The sequence below is a fragment of the Bowmanella yangjiangensis genome (assembly GCF_018531185.1).
GTDB classification, from domain to species: Bacteria; Pseudomonadota; Gammaproteobacteria; order Enterobacterales; family Alteromonadaceae; genus Bowmanella; species Bowmanella yangjiangensis.
In genome coordinates, this window is the sequence record NZ_JAHDJU010000002.1 from 480,942 (window position 1) to 499,772 (window position 18,831).

14 protein-coding genes are annotated in these 18,831 nt (G+C 50.5%); 9 read left to right on the forward strand and 5 right to left on the reverse strand.

Annotated features, from left to right (window positions below; all coding sequences use genetic code 11):
- Positions 1–69 precede the first annotated feature (69 nt).
- The 7 genes from KJY73_RS11835 (at position 70) to KJY73_RS11865 (ending at position 10,001) form a co-directional block, all read left to right on the forward strand.
- Positions 70–1,224 (forward strand): HDOD domain-containing protein, encoded by a 1,155-nt coding sequence (locus KJY73_RS11835; RefSeq protein WP_214343951.1) that lies wholly within the window; start codon positions 70–72, stop codon positions 1,222–1,224.
- A gap of 309 nt (positions 1,225–1,533) precedes the next feature.
- Entirely contained in the window at positions 1,534–2,739 is a 1,206-nt protein-coding gene (locus KJY73_RS11840) for an aspartate aminotransferase family protein (protein ID WP_214343952.1), read from the forward strand.
- Positions 2,740–2,883: 144 nt separating this feature from the next.
- Positions 2,884–3,912 (forward strand): arginine N-succinyltransferase, encoded by a 1,029-nt coding sequence (gene astA / locus KJY73_RS11845; protein WP_206593454.1) that lies wholly within the window; start codon positions 2,884–2,886, stop codon positions 3,910–3,912.
- A gap of 2 nt (positions 3,913–3,914) precedes the next feature.
- Positions 3,915–5,384 (forward strand): succinylglutamate-semialdehyde dehydrogenase, encoded by a 1,470-nt coding sequence (gene astD, locus KJY73_RS11850; protein ID WP_214343953.1) that lies wholly within the window; start codon positions 3,915–3,917, stop codon positions 5,382–5,384.
- Between the two features lie 265 nt (positions 5,385–5,649).
- Positions 5,650–6,450, forward strand: coding sequence for a DUF1338 domain-containing protein (locus KJY73_RS11855; RefSeq protein ID WP_206593456.1), 801 nt, complete (start codon positions 5,650–5,652; stop codon positions 6,448–6,450).
- 103 nt (positions 6,451–6,553) lie between these two features.
- Positions 6,554–7,480, forward strand: a complete 927-nt coding sequence (locus tag KJY73_RS11860; protein WP_214343954.1) for a chemotaxis protein — start codon at positions 6,554–6,556, stop codon at positions 7,478–7,480.
- Between the two features lie 172 nt (positions 7,481–7,652).
- Positions 7,653–10,001, forward strand: coding sequence for a zinc-dependent metalloprotease (locus KJY73_RS11865; RefSeq protein ID WP_232848581.1), 2,349 nt, complete (start codon positions 7,653–7,655; stop codon positions 9,999–10,001).
- 156 nt (positions 10,002–10,157) lie between these two features.
- Here KJY73_RS11865 and KJY73_RS11870 read toward each other — a convergent pair whose 3' ends face one another.
- On the reverse strand, positions 10,158–10,418 hold the full coding sequence (locus tag KJY73_RS11870) for a hypothetical protein (protein ID WP_214343955.1): 261 nt from the start codon (positions 10,416–10,418) through the stop codon (positions 10,158–10,160).
- Positions 10,419–10,601: 183 nt separating this feature from the next.
- Here KJY73_RS11870 and KJY73_RS11875 point away from each other — a divergent pair, with 183 nt between their 5' ends.
- Positions 10,602–11,657 carry a peptidase M42 gene (locus KJY73_RS11875; RefSeq protein ID WP_214343956.1) on the forward strand — a complete coding sequence of 352 codons (1,056 nt, stop codon included), beginning with the start codon at positions 10,602–10,604 and terminating at the stop codon, positions 11,655–11,657.
- A gap of 16 nt (positions 11,658–11,673) precedes the next feature.
- Complete coding sequence (locus KJY73_RS11880; protein WP_214343957.1) at positions 11,674–12,705, forward strand: WD40/YVTN/BNR-like repeat-containing protein; 1,032 nt, start codon at positions 11,674–11,676, stop codon at positions 12,703–12,705.
- Between the two features lie 59 nt (positions 12,706–12,764).
- Here the strand turns inward: KJY73_RS11880 and KJY73_RS11885 are convergent, their stop codons facing one another.
- The 4 genes from KJY73_RS11885 to KJY73_RS11900 all read right to left on the reverse strand — a co-directional run bounded on the left by KJY73_RS11885 (position 12,765) and on the right by KJY73_RS11900 (position 18,830).
- Positions 12,765–14,306: an amidase gene (locus tag KJY73_RS11885; protein WP_214343958.1), complete on the reverse strand. Its 1,542-nt coding sequence runs from the start codon at positions 14,304–14,306 to the stop codon at positions 12,765–12,767.
- A gap of 162 nt (positions 14,307–14,468) precedes the next feature.
- Positions 14,469–15,269, reverse strand: coding sequence for a PEP-CTERM sorting domain-containing protein (locus KJY73_RS11890; protein WP_214343959.1), 801 nt, complete (start codon positions 15,267–15,269; stop codon positions 14,469–14,471).
- Between the two features lie 295 nt (positions 15,270–15,564).
- Positions 15,565–16,605, reverse strand: a complete 1,041-nt coding sequence (locus KJY73_RS11895; protein ID WP_214343960.1) for an ACP S-malonyltransferase — start codon at positions 16,603–16,605, stop codon at positions 15,565–15,567.
- Positions 16,605–18,830 (reverse strand): dehydrogenase E1 component subunit alpha/beta, encoded by a 2,226-nt coding sequence (locus KJY73_RS11900; RefSeq protein WP_214343961.1) that lies wholly within the window; start codon positions 18,828–18,830, stop codon positions 16,605–16,607. The genes KJY73_RS11895 and KJY73_RS11900 overlap by 1 nt, the downstream gene beginning before the upstream one ends.
- Position 18,831 lies beyond the last annotated feature (1 nt).

The following is an 18,831-nucleotide window of genomic DNA, read 5'->3' on the forward strand; positions in this document are numbered from 1 at the left end:
CCGTCAGGTCTTTTCCTATATCATGCTTTTTTTTCTGAAACTCCGTTACATGGGCGTTAGAACTTACTAATGACACAAGATGTCTCTCAACAAATAAGCACCAGATTCAGCCGCCTGCTGATTGGCCTGGATGCAACCAGGCAGGACGCGTTGGAAGACAAGGATGTTGAGTTACCGGACTTTCTCGATCAGGATCGTGATGGCCGTCAGTTATTGCGCATTGAGAAACAAGCGCAACGGGATAAGAAGCTAAACGAGCGTTACTACCAGAATTTTCTGGAGAAGTTACAAACGCAGTTAAATGATGAAGTCAGAATACGCCTCGCCGAACAATTGCAGGATACGGAACACCTCTACAGCAAACTCATAGGTGTGCCTGCACAGTTACCCGAAGTGTTGGACATTATGTCTGTCAAAGCGGCATCCATCGGTCGTATAGAGCCCTTGGTGGCGACCATTCCCTGGTTGGTGAACGACCTCATCAAAATGGTCAACATGCCTAAGTACCGGCGAACGGATAAGCAAGGCAAAGTGATCCCGGTTGAAAGTTTGCGCATGGCATTGAGCTTTCTGGGGTTGGAAAACCTTAAACTGGTTATCCCTTCGCTGGTGTTTCGTCGTTGGTTGCCGCAAATTACCGACCCCTACCCGAATATTAAAGTAAGACTGTGGGAACATGCCATGGGCAGTGCGCAGTCTTGCAAGAAAATTGCAGAGATTAATGGCCAGGATACCCAGGCGGCGTTTACCTTAGGCATGTTTCACGAAGTGGGGATGATCGCCATTACTCGCCTTTACTTCAGGTTGTTCGAAGAAGTGCGCCGGGATGCGCTGACTGAGGCACATCAAGCGAAAATGAAAGAAGAACATTCAGCTTTGTCTGATGTTGTGCCTTCTGGCATGGCCCTGCAAGAACTGATTGAGCAACACGCCTCACGTATCAGTTATGTGCTATTGGAGACTATGGGGTTTCGACGCCTGATGCTCGCACCTGCAATGCAAGAGGTGGTTGAGTCTGCGCCCGTCAAAGATATGAATCCATTAGCTAAAGTGTTAATGCAAGGACGGGGATATAATCAGTACCGTATGCTTAAAGATGCCCGCTTAATCAACATTGATGAAGCAAAGCTATTTTTACGTAGCTTGGTGATGCCTGCCGGTGCGCTGTCTGCATTAAAAGATACCGATCTGCGCCATCTCAATCTGACTTTCGACGAAAACTAAGCGCATTTCAGCCTTTCGCTATTGGCCTGCGTGAATATTTTGCTAAAAATTTTTTTTACATATTCATGCAAGCCATGTTTCAAGGCTAGAATGCTTGGCTTGGTTCCCTATTGGTAACTAACAGCGTTGGGTTCCACGTCAGGTTACCAAAAATAGTTATTCAGAATTCCTGCAAACTTAGGCCAATCCCTTGCAGTTAGCGAGTTTCGGGCTGGTTGACAGGAAGACAGCGACAATCAGTTCTGCAATAATGGCGGCAGATTTATTCGCCATTGCCCTTCTAATCTGCAAAGCGAGAGGTATTAAAGAATGAAAGTGACCAGAGCATTATTCGACGACGTTATGGCCCCCAACTACAATCCGGCGGCCATGATCCCCGTACGTGGACAAGGTTCACGTGTTTGGGATCAAGAAGGCGTCGAATATGTGGACTTCGCAGGCGGTATCGCGGTTAATTCGCTGGGACACTGTCATCCTGCCATGGTAGCGGCGCTAAAGGAGCAAGGCGAAAAGCTTTGGCACTTGAGCAACGTGTTTACCAATGAGCCTGCTCTGCGCTTGGCCAAGAAGCTTACTGATGTCACTTTCGCTGAGCGAGTTTATTTTGCCAACTCCGGTGCCGAAGCTAATGAAGCAGCGCTGAAGCTGGCTCGCCGTTGGGCGCTGGAACATTATGGTGAAGACAAGTCTCAGATCATCGCCTTTAAACAAGGTTTCCATGGCCGTACTTTCTTCACGGTGACCGTTGGCGGTCAACCAGCCTATTCAGATGGTTTTGGTCCTAAGCCTGCGGCTGTTGAGCATGCCACTTATAACGATCTGGACAGCCTGAAAGCCCTGATTTCTGACAAGACCTGTGCCGTGATGCTTGAGCCCCTGCAGGGTGAAGGTGGAATCATCAGCCCCACACCAGAGTTTATTCAAGGTGTGCGTGAGCTGTGTAATAAGCACAACGCATTGATGATTTTTGACGAAGTACAGTCTGGCGTAGGCCGAACTGGTGAATTGTATGCCTACATGGGATTGGGTGTAACACCTGATATCCTGACTACAGCTAAGGCCTTGGGCGGCGGTTTTCCTATCGGTGCTATGCTGACCACCAAAGCCATTGCGGCAAGCCTGAAAGTAGGTACGCATGGTAGCACTTATGGCGGCAACCCGCTGGCTTGCGCGGTAGCCGAAGCCGTACTGGACATTGTAAATACCAGTGAAGTACTGGACGGTGTGAAGCGCAAAGAGCAACTTTTCCGTGATGGCCTGGCCGCTATCAATGCGAAGTATGATGTATTCAGCGAAGTGCGTGGCAAAGGACTACTTTTGGGCGCCGTGTTGAATGAAAAATATCAGGGGCGCTCCAGAGATTTCCTGGTGGCCGCGGTTGCAGAGCAACTGATGTGTTTGGTGGCTGGTGCTAACGTGGTACGTTTTGCTCCTTCTTTGATTATCCCCGATGAAGATATTCAGGAAGGTTTGGCGCGTTTCGAGCGTGCCGTAGCTAAGGTTGTACAAGGATAAGTCGCTGACCGCGGAATAGATTTTCGCTAAATCAGCCAATGATATCGGCCGGTGCGCAGTCGGGCGCCGGCTTCTACCTACCGGGTATCCGGTTCCCAAACTCTTTTTTAACAGACCGCCTCAGAAATAGCGGAGTAAGCGACTATGATGGTGATTCGCCCAATCCAAGCCAGTGACTATGCGTCACTGCATGATATTGCCGTGGAATCTGGCATTGGTTTCACGTCTTTACCGGTCAATGAGACCTTACTGCGTAATAAGATTACTTGTTCTGAAACTTCCTTTGCACAAGACGTCAAAGAGCCAGGTGATCAAGGTTATTTGTTTGTTATGGAAGATACGCTCACCGGTCAGGTGGTCGGCACTAGTGCAATTCAGGCTTCAGTGGGAGTAGATGACGCGTTTTATCACTACCATTTAAGCAAGGTGGCACATGCTTCCAGGGAACTGGATATCTACAATTTGGTGGATATTCTGACCTTGTGTAATGACTATACCGGCGTGACTGAGATTTGTACCTTATTCCTGCGAGAACAGGCGCGCAGGGGGAATAATGGTCGCTTCTTGTCCAAGTTCCGCTTTTTGTTCCTCAAAGAACATGCCGAGCGCTTTGCTGAAACTGTGATTGCTGAGATGCGCGGTGTATCCGATGAAGATGGTAACTCACCGTTTTGGCAGTGGCTTGAAGAACACTTTTTCTCAATGGACTTTCCCACCGCAGATTATCTGACAGGGATAGGCCAAAAAGTGTTTATTGCTGAACTGATGCCTAAATATCCTATTTATGTCAATCTACTCAGTAAGGAAGCCCAGGCGGTGATTGGCAAGGTACATGACAAGACGCGCCCAGCATTGCAATTGCTGCAGTCAGAGGGGTTCCGTAATCGTGGATATGTAGATATCTTTGACGCCGGTCCTACGGTAGAAGCTGATTTAGAACATATTCGTACCGCTCGTATCAGTCGCAAGCTGGCAGCCGCAACCGGTGACCCAGAAGGAGCCAAATTGCACATGGTGATAAACACCAAGCTGCAAGGCTTCAGGGCTGTGTTAGCGCCTTTACAGGTCAGCAAAGATGAACAGCGGGCCATACTGTCCCAGGCCGCGATGACGGCCTTGCAAATTGAAGAAGGCGATCAGGTGCGTTTTGCGCCCTTGTTGCTTAAGGGGTAAGAATGAGTAAAGCACAATTTATTGCAGGTCAGTGGCTGGAAGGCCAAGGCCACCCAATGACATCTGTCGACCCTGCGAAAAAGCAGGTCATTTGGCAAGCCAGTTCAGCCACTGCTGAGCAGGTTGACCAAGCTGTGAAAGCTGCGCGCCAGGCTTTTCTGCCGTGGTCTGAGTTTAGTTTTGAAGAGCGGTTAGCTTTTGTTAAGCGCTTCGCCGAGTTGCTGGGTGAGCATAAAGACGAACTGGCGTTGGTGATTGCCCGTGAAACCGGCAAGCCGTTATGGGAAACCGCCACTGAAGTGGCCGCTATGATTGGTAAAGTGGCAATCTCCGAGCGCGCTTATCAGGAAAGAACCGGTACGGTAGAAAACCCGATGCCGCAGGGGCGGGCTTTTATTCGTCATAAGCCGCACGGCGTAGTCGCAGTGTTCGGGCCCTACAACTTCCCCGGTCATTTACCTAATGGCCATATTGTTCCTGCGTTGCTGGCCGGTAACACCGTGATCTTCAAACCCAGTGAACTGACCCCAATGGTGGCACAGAAGACCCTGGAACTTTGGGAAAAAGCTGGAATGCCTGCCGGTGTAATCAACCTGGTGCAGGGTGAAGTAGAAACAGGTAAGGCGTTAGCCAGTCACACTGGCATCGATGGCTTATTCTTTACCGGCAGCTCGCGCACCGGCAAGTTACTGCATGAGCAATTCGGTGGTCACCCCGGCAAGATCCTGGCATTGGAAATGGGCGGCAACAACCCTCTGTTAGTTAAGGACGTGTCAGATATTGATGCTGCGGTACATGATATTGTGCAGTCGGCTTTTGTGACTTCCGGGCAGCGTTGTACCTGTTCACGTCGTTTGTTTATCGAGCAAGGGCCACAGGGCGATGCCATCCTTGCCAGGCTGCTTGAGGTTACCCGTCAGATACAGGTGGGTGATTACGATGCGCAGCCGCAGCCGTTTATGGGAGCGATGATCTCTGCCCGAGCCGCCGCTCAAATGCTGGTTGCACAGCAGCAATTGTTGGATTTGGGTGCGACTTCTCTGATTGAAATGCAGCACCTGGATACTGAATCAGGCTTTGTCACACCGGGTATCATTGATGTGACGGCTATTCTCGACGAAATGCCGGACGAAGAGCACTTCGGCCCTCTGCTGAAAGTGATTCGCTACAGCGATTTTGATCAAGCCATTGAGCATGCCAATAACACCGTATTTGGTTTGTCTGCGGGGTTACTGTCTGATGATGCCGAACTTTATCAGCACTTCTTCCGTCGCATTCGTGCCGGTATTGTTAACTGGAACCGCCCAATTACCGGTGCCAGCAGTGCAGCACCCTTCGGTGGTATAGGTGAAAGTGGTAATCATAGAGCCAGTGCTTATTATGCCGCGGATTACTGCGCTTATCCGGTGGCGTCGGTTGAGTTAGAGAAGTCGGTTATGCCTGGTGCATTAAATCCCGGTTTGACATTCTGAACCTCTAATTAAAAAGGCACCATCTGGTGCCTTTTTAATTTCTACTGATTATATTAATCATATTTATATGATTTAAATCAAGACAACACAGAGGCTATCGGGGTATGCTAGTAAAGTAATCTCGAATTCTGCCTGTTTTTTGTTCGCGTTTACCGTATAATACGCCGCCGCAAATTGCCGCTTGGCCTGTTAGGTTTTGAAGACCACTGGCCTGAAGCATTGAATTTACGATTTTCAATCCCCTTAGGACTGAGTAAGAAGCATCATGCACAATAACGTAGAGACCCTATTTGCTAACCTATGGCAAGACTATGTTGCCATGACCCCATCTGCCCTGAAAGTTCACCAGTTGTTGGGTGATGGCGATGAATTGATTAACGATCATGTCGCGTTTCGTACCTTCAATATCGACAAGGTTGGCCTTGAAAAGCTGGCCGCTCATTTCCTGGCCCTAGGCTATGAAGAGAAAGGGCAGTACAACTTTGAGCAGAAGAAACTCAAGGCCAAGCACTTCGAGCATGCTGATGAAACCAAACCTAAGGTCTTTATCAGTGAATTGCTGGTCGAAGAGTTCTCTGCACCTGTGCAGGCCATTATTCAAAAGATGGTTGATGCTGTTCCTGCGGAAGCAGTGAATAAGGAGAACTTCTTGTACTCCGGTACCCACTGGCAGGTGAGCAGTGAAGAATACCAGACGCTGTTGAGCGAATCTGAATATGCTGCTTGGGTATCCGCCTGGGGATTCCGTGCCAACCACTTTACCGTTAGCCTGAACCACCTGAAGCATTACACTATGCTGTCAGACGTAAATGAAAAGCTTAAAGAAGCGGGTTTTGAACTGAACACCTCTGGTGGTGAGATCAAAGGTGGCCCGGAAGTGCATCTGGCTCAGTCTTCTACCATGGCCGACAAGATGGAAGTGCGTTTCAGTGATAAGAGCTTGGTTATCCCCAGCTGTTTCTATGAATTTGCCCAGCGCTTCCCGCTGCCTGATGGCAAGCTGTATACAGGTTTTGTTGCCGCATCAGCGGACAAGATCTTTGAAAGTACCAACGTGGGTATGTAATCCCGCCTAAATTGTATAAATAAGCCCGCTTTTACGCGGGCTTTTTATTGGTATTATCATAGTAACTGCTATTGTTTAGCTTAAGCGGCAAATCGGAGCGTGTATGAGCAAGTTGATTGCATCAGTGGATCAGAGAACCAATATTGTTGGCCAGAACCGACTGGAGTTATTGATCTTTCGTCTGATTGGCGAACAGCCCTTCGGCATTAATGTTTTTAAAGTCAGAGAAGTATTGCAGTGCCCTGAGCTCACCGAAATGCCAGGAGCCAGTCCATGTGTTAGAGGTATTGCGCATTTGCGAGGTGTACCTATTACCGTGATCGACCTCAGTGAAGCAACTGGTGGCAGGCGTATTGAAGATCTCAAATCTGCCTTTGTGTTGGTGACTGAATATAACCGCACGACTCAAGGTTTTCTGGTTGGTGGTGTTGATCGCATTGTGAATATCAATTGGGAACAAATCATGCCGCCGCCCAAGGGGGCCGGTGCCAATCACTATCTGACCGCTGTTACCAAAGTGGACAATAAACTGGTGCAGGTTATCGACGTCGAGAAAGTCTTTGCCGAGATTTCACCTATTGATGAAGAAGTCAGTGAAGATGTGAAAAAGCAGGTTACCGACATCGATCTCAGCAGTATGACCGTCTTGGTTGCCGACGACTCGTCGGTGGCTCGGAATCAGGTGAAGCGGGCGCTGTCTTCCATTGGCGTGAACGTGGAGCTCGTCAACGATGGTCGCCAGGCCTTGAATTGGCTGGAGGATAAGGCCAAAGAAATGGGCGGCGATATTACCTCCAAGGTGCCTTTGCTGATTTCGGATATTGAAATGCCGGAGATGGATGGTTATACCCTGACGACCTCGGTAAAAAACCACCCCGACCTGCGTAAGGTTCATATTATTCTGCATTCTTCCTTGAGCGGCGTGTTTAACGAGGCAATGGTACGTAAAGTCGGCGCTGATCAGTTCATCGCGAAGTTCCATCCTGATGAGCTGGCATCCGCGGTAAGAAAGTGGATGGCAGAGCCTTAAATAAGGTGAGTTACACCCTTAAAAGCCCACAGATAGTGGGCTTTTTTGTATTTGTCCTGCGCATAAAGTAATTGAACCGCCTTTGCGGGCAATTGGACAAGCAGATGGTTTCACCCTAGGGCATGCTGATATAAGGTAAGCATTGGAATTATAAAAATACACAGAGGGCAAAATGGCAAGATGGGGACTGTGGCTGTGTTTGATACTCAGCCCACTGGCGAATGCTGCCGGTATTAAAGATTTCACCAAGGGGATGGAGTTACGTCAGGGCTACTTTGACTTTTATTACCAGGCCAGTGAAGACAAGCTTTATTTGCTGGTGGACAAAGTGGAACAGCCGTTTATTTTTCAAAGTTCACTGCCTCGCGGTATGGGATCTAACGACATAGGGTTAGACCGGGGCCAACTGGGCGAAACTCGTCTGGTGCAATTTGAACGTTTCGGCAACAAGCTGCTGCTTAAGCAACTCAATACCTATTACCGTGCCGACAGCAATAACCTTGCTGAGCGTGCCAGCATTGATGAAGCCTTTGCCACGTCGGTATTGGCAGGGTTACCTATTGTGGCCAGCGATTCAGGTAAGTGGCTGGTGGACTATACGGCTTTTCTTTTGAGTGATATCCATCAGATTGCCCCACGGCTGGATCAGCAAAAACAGGGCACCTACAAGCCCGATGCTAAACGCAGTGGCATCTATCTGAATCGTTCCAAGGCATTTCCTCTGAATACTGAGCTGGAAGCCCTGGTTACTTACGTTGGCAATAAGGCGGGTGAGTATGTGCGTCAGGTTACTCCTGAACCAGATGCCATCAGTGTGCATCTTCATCACTCGTTGATTGCCTTGCCTGAGGCGGGATATCAGCAACGTGAATTCCACCCCTATTCCGGTTACTGGAAAGTGGAGTATATGGATTATGCCGCCGCTATCGATCAGCCTATGGTGAAACGTTTGCTACCCCGTCACCGCCTGCAAAAGAAAAATCCTGATGCGGCAGTGAGTGAGGCTGTAGAGCCTATCGTTTACTACCTTGACCCAGGTGTGCCGGAACCGGTACGCACCGCCTTATACGAAGGGGCAATGTGGTGGAATTCGGCGTTTGAACAGCTCGGATATAAAGATGCGTTCCAGGTTAAAGATCTACCCGCCGATGCTGATCCCATGGATGTGCGTTACAACGTGATCCAATGGGTTCACCGAGCCACACGTGGCTGGTCTTATGGTGCTGGCGTAACCGATCCCAGAACCGGTGAGATTCTAAAAGGCCATGTTACCTTGGGCTCGCTACGTGTACGCCAGGACTTCTTGATTGCCTCTGGCCTGACCGGCCCCTACAGCGGTGAACAAGCCGATGTAGAGAAACAAAAGGCCATGGCCTTGGCTCGTATTCGCCAATTGTCTGCCCATGAAGTGGGGCACACTATTGGTCTGATCCACAACTTTGCTGCCAGTGCCAATGGCCGTGCATCGGTGATGGATTACCCTCATCCGTTGGTAACGCTACACAACAATCAAGTCAGTTTAGAAAGTGCCTATCGTGAAGGCCTTGGTGAATGGGACCACTATGCTATTCAGTATGGCTACGGTGATTTCAGCAAGGCGCAGCTTGCCAAGCTGGTTGCCAAAGCTAAACAAGATGGTCTGGAATACATGGCGGATGCCGATGCCCGGCCGGCCGGTGGTGTCAGCGCCATTGGTCATCTGTGGGATAATGGCAAAGATCCTGTCGCTGAGCTTATGCGTTTGGACGAGGTTCGCCGTTTTGCCTTGCACAACTTTGGCTTGAACAATATTGCCCATGGGCAGCCGTTATCCAGCCTACAGGAAGCTTTGGTACCTATTTACCTGTTACACCGATACCAGGTGGAGGCCGTGAGTAAATTAGTAGGTGGGGCCTTCTATGAGTACGAGCTAAAGGGCGAGCATGCCCAGCCTAAGGGCTTCAAATGGGTTTCAACCGAGCAGCAACAGCAAGCGGTACAGGCTCTGCTGGCCACTTTGACACCACAGTTTTTGGCCTTGCCGGACAGTCTGCTGGCGCTGATCCCCCCTAAGGCTTATGGTGACAGCGATGGCAGGGAAAGTTTCAAAGGCCGCACTGGTCTGGCCTTCGACCCCTTGAGCGCGGCGGAGGCATCAGCCAACCATACCTTGTCTATGCTGCTAAATCCGTTACGGATAAATCGTCTGGCGGGTCAGGGGCAACTGGATACCACGCTAAGCACCTTGTCTGAAGCTGTGATGAAGAGTCGAAATCAAAAAGGCCACGCGCTGCTTATCCAACAGCGGGTCAGGCATGTGGCTTTCTATCAGTTGATGAACAGCCTTACGCATGCCGAGTTATCGCCTGAGGCCAGAGCCGGTTTGTATCAACATATGCATGCACTGAACGAGTGGCTGGATAAGCATGATAAAGATCCAAATCTCAAACTGCTGCATCAGCAATGGCAGCAGTTTGAGGATAGTGGCGAATGGAAACCGGTATTTAAACCTTTGGCGCTGCCGCCAGGGTCTCCGATCTGATTTACCTGGGCCGGTTTCAAGCCGGCCCTGTCTTCCACAAATCCTTCATTTTTCAGTCACTAAAGTGAGATTTTGAGGGGGCGCCCTCCACAGTATTGATGGCTTGGGCCTGAATCCACAATAAAGGCATGAACCGCCGTAACGGCATCTTCGCTACTACTCTTTTGAGGTCAGTTCGGTCTTGTCTTCGGTTGAGCCTTGGCCGGGTAAATCATTGCAAACTTTGCAATACATACCTTTGCGGTAATAGTAAAGGCGGGTGCTGGCAAATATGGCAAGGCTGATTAGGGACCACAGCAAACCAAAACTTAGCGCGTAATCCCAGCTTCTGCCTTTCAGATATTGAATGCCGCTCAGTAAGGCGAAAAGTATGGGAAAACCCAGCAAATACTGAATAAACCACTTCTTAATCGGCATAAATTTCAGCTCCGCTTTTACATCCATGAGTTTGTATGGGCTGGTATCTGAAGACACTTAACCTTGACCAGTATCTATTACAAAACGTACAGCTACAAGGGAGCCGATGTGCAATGAATCAGCTGTGATTTTTTGCATTTACCAGTATGCTAACAACACTTTTGCTCTGGTGTTGTTGATGCCATGTCTGAATTAAATGAGGTCTTTGATTTACTGAAAACCCTGATCCGTGAACCTAGTGTGGTGGGGGCGGAGCATAGCTTTTTCCGGGTACTGCAACGGGAGCTGGAAGAACGTGGTGCTCAGGTAACCTGGTATGAAGGGGTACTGGTGGCGCAGGGCAGTAAGCCATTCTCAGCCATGTTCTCCGCGCATATTGACCGACATGGATTAATTTGTACTGGCCCTAACGAATTTCAGTATGCCGCTTTTGTGGCGGGCAATCGTTCGGATTTGCTAGGTAACTCGGTCTCAGAGCAATTAATTAATAAAATTGTCGACCGTTTCGATGCCACGCCGGTAATGGCCTATGAACCTTGGTCAGGTGCTTATCGTGGTAAAGGACGCATTGCGAAAAGCTATGTGTGTGAGCGGCGTAACAACTTGATTTTCACTCTGGAAGGCATGGAACATCTGGTGGCTGGTACGCCGGTGGCCTTTGCTGACAAGCTGAGCGTAAAAGAGGACACCATCAGCGGCCAACTCGATAATGTGCTGACTGCTGCGTTTTTGGTGCATTTATTCAGTCTTGGTTTTCAAGGCTCGGCATTTTTCACCGCTCAGGAAGAGGCAGGTAAAAGTTGGCGCTATTTGCTGGAGTGGTTCAGACGCTTTGGCAGCACAACCAACCGTCTGATTGTGGTGGACACCAGCCCTTATCCAGATCGTGATGAGGCGGATAAGCAGCAATTGGTGTTACGCCATAAAGACGCTAACGCCGAGTTTGACGCTTTACTTACCGAACAGCTTCAGGCTATTTGTGAAGTTTACGGCCATACCTGCAGCTATAAGGATGAGTACATTGACCAGAAGAATGCTCAACTGCTATTGCAGGGGTTAACGCCGCAGTCCTACGGCAGTACCGAAATGGGACGGATTATTGCCGCTTCTAATGGCATGGTTACAGGCTCCACCCTGCAAATACCTACCACTGGCTACCACACCATGGAAGAAACGGCCTCGATTGCATCCTGTCAGGCATTTCTTACCGTGTTAAAGCGCATTGCCGAAGTACATTGAGCATAAGGGAAAAACCATGTTGAGATTACCCACTATCGCCCTATCCATATTGACCGTGCTCTGCTCGACAAAGGTATTGGCCCTGGATTGGCAAATACAAAGCTTACCCAACACGCCGTCTTTACGGGCCAGTAGTGCAAATTTTGGTCAGCTTTGGGTGGCGGGTACCCAGGGGCAGGTTTACAAGAGCCTGGATGCAGGGAATACCTGGCAAGCTGTGGCGATTTCCTCTGAGGCTGAGGGGGATATTCGTGACTTACAGCAATTTGCCGACGGCAGTGTACTGGCCATGACGGTGGGGCCTGGCCAAAGTTCACGTTTGTACCGCAGCACGGATGGTGGATTGAGTTGGCAACTGTGGTTGCAAAATGAACAGGCAGAAGGCTTTTTTAACTCCATCGATTTTTGGGATCAGAGCCAGGGTTTGCTGTTTGGCGATCCCGTGGATGGTTTCTATGTGGTAATGAAAACCGCGGATGGTGGTAAATCCTGGCGACGTATTCCTAAAGTGCAGTTACCGGCCATACTCGACAAGGAAGCGGCTTTTGCTGCCAGTGGTAATACCCTGAAAATTCAGGACAAAGATAACGTCTGGATCGCCACCGGCGGCTTTTCAGCGTCGGCCTATCATTCAGATGATGGAGGCGAGCACTGGCAACGAGTTTCGCTACCTATACATCAACTGGGGCAAACCGGCGGCGCTTACGCTATAGGTTTGAATAGCAAGAATGAAGTCTTTGCCCTGGGGGGCGATTTTCAGGACAGACCGGGCAAATACCCAAACTTGGCAAAACTCACTGCGCAAGGTGCGCAACGGCTGGATGCCGGTGAGAGAGGGCTGCGCACGGCGATGGCCTGCATTGAAGCAATTTGCCTGGCAACGGGTAAGACAGGTACGGATATTTCCTATGATCACGGCATGAGCTGGCAGGCATTTTCTGAACAGGGTTTTTATACCCTGGCAGCGGATAAACAGACCTTTGTCGGGGCCGGTCATGATGGTCGGGTAGGGATACTAAACCTCAGCCAACTCAAAGCTCAACGATAACTCCCTTACAAGATAGGGTTTATCTAAAACAGGGCGCCCACAAGGCGCCCTGATAGCCCTTAGTTTAGCATGGGTGGGCGGCGTTTCTGGCTACTTTGCTCGTAACCAAAAGCGGCTTCTATCAGCACAGGCTCTGACTTAGCGGCACCGAAAAAGCTCATTCCCACAGGCAAGGCCGGGCTGCCCGGTACCTCAACAAAGCCCATGGGGATAGTAATGTGTGGGTAGCCAGCCACGGCTGCGGCGGAACTGGCCGCGCCCAGATAGTGATCGCCATTGATATGGTCGGTTTTCCAGGCTGGTCCCACTGTCGGTGCGATCAGTAAATCCAGTTTATCCTTGGCCAGCAACGCATCTATACCGTCCGCTCCGGCCAAGCGTTTAGCGCGCGCCAGCGCTTCCAAGTACTCTGCTTGTTGTTCATCAGTACGGGCTACTGCCATGGCAAAAATTTCCTGACCGAATATCGCCAGTTCCTGCTCCTGATGCTGGAGATTGGCTTCCAACAGGTCATTCAGACTGCGGTAGGGCAGTTTTGTGGTGGCCAGATAGGCGGCCATATCCGCTTTGAATTCATGCAGCAAGATGGTGAACTCGTCATCTCCCCATTGCTCATCCAGTTCGGTATCAACCAGTGTGGCACCTTGTGCGCGTAATAGGTCGAGCTGCTGCTCAAAAACGCTATCCAGCAGGGGGTGATAACCCATTAGGCTGCGCACCACACCTATACGTTTTCCGCGCAATCCGTCTTTTATAAGATGCTGCGTTAAATCACGGCTATCCGTGTAGCTGGCAGCATCGCTGGTATCTTCGCCTGCCATGGCCTGTAGCAGCAACACGGCATCGCTTAATGTGCGTGTCATGGGACCGGCGGTGTCCTGGCTATGGGCAATAGGGATAATCCCATCGCGGCTAATCAGGCCCAGTGTAGGTTTGATACTGACAATGCCATTAATGGCTCCCGGACAAACCAGTGAACCATCGGTTTCTGTGCCTACCGCTATTGTGGTGAGGTTAGCGGCAACCGCAGCACCTGAGCCTGAGCTGGAACCGCAGGTAGAGACGCTGGTGTCGTAAGGATTACGGGTTTGTCCACCCATGGCACTCCAGCCTGAGCTGGAGCGGGTGGAGCGAAAGTTGGCCCATTCGCTGAGGTTGGCTTTACCCAGGATAATCACGCCAGCATCGCGCAGCTTTTTCACCAAAAACGCATCGTCGGCGGGCAGGTTATCCTTGAAGAGTACTGAGCCGCCGGTATTGGCTACACCCAAGCTATCAATATTGTCTTTGAGCAGCACCGGAATACCATGCAAAGGGCCGCGGATTTTTCCTGCCTGTCGTTCTTTATCCAGGGCTTTGGCTTGTGCCAGGGCACTTGGGTCAACACTGATCACAGCGTTCAGCTGTGGACCCTGATCATCCAAGCGTTGGATACGGGTCAGATAGTATTGGACTAATTGCTCAGCCGTTAAGGTCCCCGCTGTCATTTGCTTTTGCAACTGAGCGGTATTGGCTTCTAACAAATCAGGTGCGGAAGGTGACGTAGCGGTGCAGGCACTCAGGGTAAGTGCCAGTGCGGCGATTAGGCTGACTAAGCGCACTATGGTTCCTTAACTATTTGATTTATAGGAACTACAGTAAACCTGATCTGGTAAAAAGATGCCAGCCTTTGGCTAGCTTTTCACCCTCAGGGATTGGCCTGGAAAGGATGCAATGTAGCGATATATTGACGCACAGGCTGAGCCTGTGCGCCATCCATTTTGCTATCGGCGGCGCGAAGATCTGCTCAGGCCAAGTAGGCCGCCCAGGATTAATAGCAATGAAGCCGGTTCAGGCACTTCCATGCGTCCACCCTGACCTACAATAATTTGAATTTCCGTTCTGGCCAGCTCCTCTCCTGCTTTGGTCATGGCAGACAAGAAGATATTGTAAGTACCGTCTACCTCAGGATTAAAGCCTGGGATATACCAATGAGGTTTCCAGGAGTTCTGTGCCACATTGAAATCGCTAAGGTTGGTGGCATAGTCAACTTCGGCTGAGCCCAAGCCGCAATTGGTTTTGATACCGCCTCCGTTGCCTGTACTGTTATCCCCTAAGGCATGATCCCAGCAAAGAATGCCCAGGCCTGGATTAATGCCATTGATTGGGTCGAAGGTTGTATAGGTGGCTGACAAGCTGGGGTTGCTGTCCAGTCCCAGCACAAAGCTTAAATCAGACAGATTGAGGTTGGTGCTGTTCTCAAAATTGGTGTTGATGGCCCATTCAAAGCTCCATACTGCGGTAGGTGATGCTTGGGTGGGGGCTACGCCGGCAGCAAAGCTGTATGTGCCATCGCCATTACTGTTGAAGGTGTTTTCTGGTTGCCCAGCCGCGTTATGGCGTAATTTGCCGCGCAAACCCAGTTCAATACCGTTTTGCTGATCCAGGGTAAAACTGCCATTAGCGTTACCACTGCCAAAAATGACGTCTGGTGTTACGTTGCCGTTGTAAATAATGCCGGCATAGGCACCACTTGCGACCAGCATTGATGCAGCTGCAAGTGCGTTTAACGTTGTCTTATACATTGTTATTCCCTTTAGGTAATCGAATATGCAAAGTTGCCATCCAATCCTGCTTTGCTCTTGCAAAACAACCTCCTGGGAGTTTGGCCAGCCATAGTAATGGCGCGCGTCCGTGACCTGTTTTTTTGTGGCGTTACTAAGCATAAACGCCACAGGAGGAGTTCTAAGCAATAACTATACCTGCAACAATAAATGCATAAATTTCAATCAGATAGGTTTTTATTTTGATGTGCTTGTTGGATAGATGTTAAATAGTTGGACGGTGACGCGCCGCGAATAATGCGGCGCCGGGATTGAACTATTTAGTGGCCAACTGGCGCTGCCCCTCAAGGCCCATCGCCAGGAGCAGCGGTTCCTGTTGCTGTTGTTGGATAAAATCCTGTTTGTTTTGCAGGTTATGCCACTGGTGTTTAATCAGTACTTGCGCTGTTGCGCCTCCCAGGGTGGCGCCAGGGCCGAGAATAATCAGCTTATCCGGGGCAAACTCTTTAATCGCCACTTCGATGGCCTTGCTGTAGTCATAAGGCGCTACCACTTGGGTGTCCAGTGTGTATCTATGCAAAGCCGCGGTGTCAGTGCTATGGGGTTGCCAGATGCGTCCCTCACCATCAATCAAAGGTAACTGTGGCCGTTTAAATAAACGGGCCGGTAATTGTTCAAAGGCTTTTTGCGAAACGGACGCCAGCAACGGAGTATGAAAGGCCGCGTGGTTATAAAGGCGCATGGGGTAACGGTCCTGCAACCTGGGTAAACGCTGCTCCATGGCTTTAAGGCCAGCCTCGTTGCCACCAAGCACCAGATAGCCGCCAAGCCAGATAGAAGGGTAAACTTCGCAGCCTGGCAGCTGATTAGCTTCTTCCATCCATTGCATGATTTGCACTTTCTGCGCGCTGTCTTCATGCCAATTGTCGTCGCTGATGGGGTAGATCATCTGGCCGCCAATCACACCGCCGCTCATCATCGAACCCATAGTGTTGATCAGTTCAATGGCACCTTGTTCATCAAGTGCTTCGGCCATAGCCAGGGCGATATACCAGCCCATGGAATTTCCGGTAACGGCAACAATGTCATATTTATCTCTGTCTATGGCGGCGAAGTCGCCACGGGCGCAGGCGTAAATCAGGGCTGAGGCATTTTCGCCAGCCGTATGCACGGGCAGCTTATAGGCAGACATGGCGTCCAGTCCGGTTACACTTGGCTGTCCCTGGGCCTGCCGATAACGGTCAATCACATCCAGCATGGCCTTTTTGTCACTGTGATAACGACTAAGATAGCCAAGCTCTTCTTTGTTATAGGTGCCTCGGCCGGGGCAAATGACCACGGCAGTTTGTTTGGTCATCAGCTTGCCTCTCTTATGGTTTTGTTAAGCATGCTAAGGGCGGCATCAACAATGTCCTGGGTTTTGGGCAGGACTTCATAGCTGGCGCTACCTAAAGGGATAAAGCAGTCTTCGGCACAGACCCGCTGAATATTGTGCATCCCCGCTTGGTTTTCGCTCAGCATGGTTACCAGTGCTTCACTGATGGACGCGGTTTGCCGGCATTCATCCACTATCAGCACCTGCTGGTGGCCGGCAACCTGCTGCAAAATGGCGTTTTGATTCAGTGGGGCTAACCAACGCAAATCAATAAGTGTGGATTGGATGCCTAGCTCCGCCAGTTGCTTCTCGGCCTGACGACTGAGGTAATAACCGTTACCGTAACTGATAATACACAGATCTTTGCCACTGCCATGCACGGCGGGTTCGCCAAGGGCAATAGGTTTGGCTTCGGCAGGCGGCACGTAAGGGAATGACCACAGGTTGTCACCCTCTTCGTGCAGGTCCTTTTTCATATACAGGGCGATGGGTTCCAGAAATACCACCAGACGCTGCTCTTCCCGGGCCAGACGTACACATTCGCGCAGCATTTCCACGGCATCGGCACCATTGGACGGACAAGCCAGAATCAAGCCGGGAATATCGCGAAATACGGCAAAGGAGTTGTCATTGTGAAAGTGACCGCCAAAACCTTTTTGGTAGGCCAGTCCGGCAATTCGGATCACCATAGGGTTGGCATACTGACCATTAGAGAAAAACGGCAAGGTAGCGGCTTCGCCCCGAATTTGGTCCTCTGCGTTATGTACATAAGCCAGAAACTGGATTTCCGGGATAGGTAACAGACCGTTGTGCGCCATACCAATGCCCATGCCCAGAATGGACTGCTCGTCCAGCAAGGTATTAATGACCCGTGATGGACCAAACTTTTCACACAGTTTGGCGGTGACATTATATACGCCGCCTTTACGACCGATATCCTCACCACACATCACAATCTCTTTGTGCTGTGCCATTAAATCCAATAATGCCCAGTTGATCAGCTTGGCTAAGTGTTGGGGTTTAGCCAGATTGTGTTTTTCATGGGCAAACAGGCTGTCCCGTTGGGACTTGTCAATTTCCTCCAGCTTGGGTTGTTCAAGCCTGGGGGGCACAATCGAGGCCTTAATTTGTGTCGCATTGGTCAGCTTCGGCCGCGCTGCCGCCATCTCGCTGATGCGGGTAATACGGCTTTCCATTTGCAGGTACAGCGCCGCAATTTGCTCGGCCGTCATCACCTTGTTGCTTAGCAATAAACTGGCACTATGAGCGATAGGATCCTGGCGCTCTGAAGCTTCGATGGCGGCCTGGCTGCGATAGGCAAACTCTGAATCAGAGCCGGCATGGCCTAATAGGCGCACGGTGCGAACATGCAGAAACAAGGGCTTTCGGCGTTTACGCACCCAATCGGCCGCCTGCTTGGCGGTGCGATAGGTATCCAGCAAATTCAGCCCGTCGCAATAGCGGTATTCCAGTCCAGCACGATTGGCAAAATTGGCATGAATCCAACCTTGGGGCGTGGCCGTGGAGATGCCGATGCCATTGTCTTCACAGATAAATATAAGTGGCATGGGAATGGACTGAAATGCCGCCCAGCAGGCCGCATTAATGGCGCCTTGTGCGGTGGAATGGTTGGCCGAGGCATCGCCGAAGCTACATACCACCACGGCGTCATCCGGCAGTTTGGCGTCGGTACCTAATTTTTTGTTCAGGGCAATACTGTAGGCTGCACCCATGGCTTTGGGTAAGTGTGAAGCAATAGTGCTGGTTTGCGGCGGGATAAACAGCTCATGGCTACCAGTCACTTTATGCCTGCCACCGGAAATGGGATCTTCGCTGCTGGCAGCAAAGGACAGCAGCATATCGTAAAGCGGCGTAGAGCCGGGTTTTTGTTTGCTACGCTGGATAGCAAAAGCGCCGCTGCGGTAATGCAGAAACGCCATATCATCAAGACGCAAGGCGGCAGCGATAGCCGCGTTTCCTTCATGCCCGGCACTGCCGATGGTGTAGAAACTCTTGCCCTGTTTTTGCATCTGTCTGGATTGCAAATCCAGATGGCGGCTCATGACCTGAGTTTCAAATAAATCCACCAGTTGGGTATCGGTCAGGCCCGCTTCGGCCAGAGATACATCCAATACTGGTTGGGGCAGATTATCTTCTTCCAGCCATCGAAGCAGGTTATGCCTGACTATGGCGTTGCGATCCAGCATA

What these genes read in the sequence shown, in the direction of transcription:
- KJY73_RS11835 (WP_214343951.1), top strand. Translation starts at nt 70, where the DNA reads ATGACACAAGATGTCTCTCAACAAATAAGCACCAGATTCAGCCGCCTG.
- KJY73_RS11840 (WP_214343952.1), top strand. Translation starts at nt 1,534, where the DNA reads ATGAAAGTGACCAGAGCATTATTCGACGACGTTATGGCCCCCAACTAC.
- astA (WP_206593454.1), top strand. Translation starts at nt 2,884, where the DNA reads ATGATGGTGATTCGCCCAATCCAAGCCAGTGACTATGCGTCACTGCAT.
- astD (WP_214343953.1), top strand. Translation starts at nt 3,915, where the DNA reads ATGAGTAAAGCACAATTTATTGCAGGTCAGTGGCTGGAAGGCCAAGGC.
- KJY73_RS11855 (WP_206593456.1), top strand. Translation starts at nt 5,650, where the DNA reads ATGCACAATAACGTAGAGACCCTATTTGCTAACCTATGGCAAGACTAT.
- KJY73_RS11860 (WP_214343954.1), top strand. Translation starts at nt 6,554, where the DNA reads ATGAGCAAGTTGATTGCATCAGTGGATCAGAGAACCAATATTGTTGGC.
- KJY73_RS11865 (WP_232848581.1), top strand. Translation starts at nt 7,653, where the DNA reads ATGGCAAGATGGGGACTGTGGCTGTGTTTGATACTCAGCCCACTGGCG.
- KJY73_RS11870 (WP_214343955.1), bottom strand. Translation starts at nt 10,418, where the DNA reads ATGCCGATTAAGAAGTGGTTTATTCAGTATTTGCTGGGTTTTCCCATA.
- KJY73_RS11875 (WP_214343956.1), top strand. Translation starts at nt 10,602, where the DNA reads ATGTCTGAATTAAATGAGGTCTTTGATTTACTGAAAACCCTGATCCGT.
- KJY73_RS11880 (WP_214343957.1), top strand. Translation starts at nt 11,674, where the DNA reads ATGTTGAGATTACCCACTATCGCCCTATCCATATTGACCGTGCTCTGC.
- KJY73_RS11890 (WP_214343959.1), bottom strand. Translation starts at nt 15,269, where the DNA reads ATGTATAAGACAACGTTAAACGCACTTGCAGCTGCATCAATGCTGGTC.
- KJY73_RS11895 (WP_214343960.1), bottom strand. Translation starts at nt 16,605, where the DNA reads ATGACCAAACAAACTGCCGTGGTCATTTGCCCCGGCCGAGGCACCTAT.
- KJY73_RS11900 (WP_214343961.1), bottom strand. Translation starts at nt 18,830, where the DNA reads ATGCTGGATCGCAACGCCATAGTCAGGCATAACCTGCTTCGATGGCTG.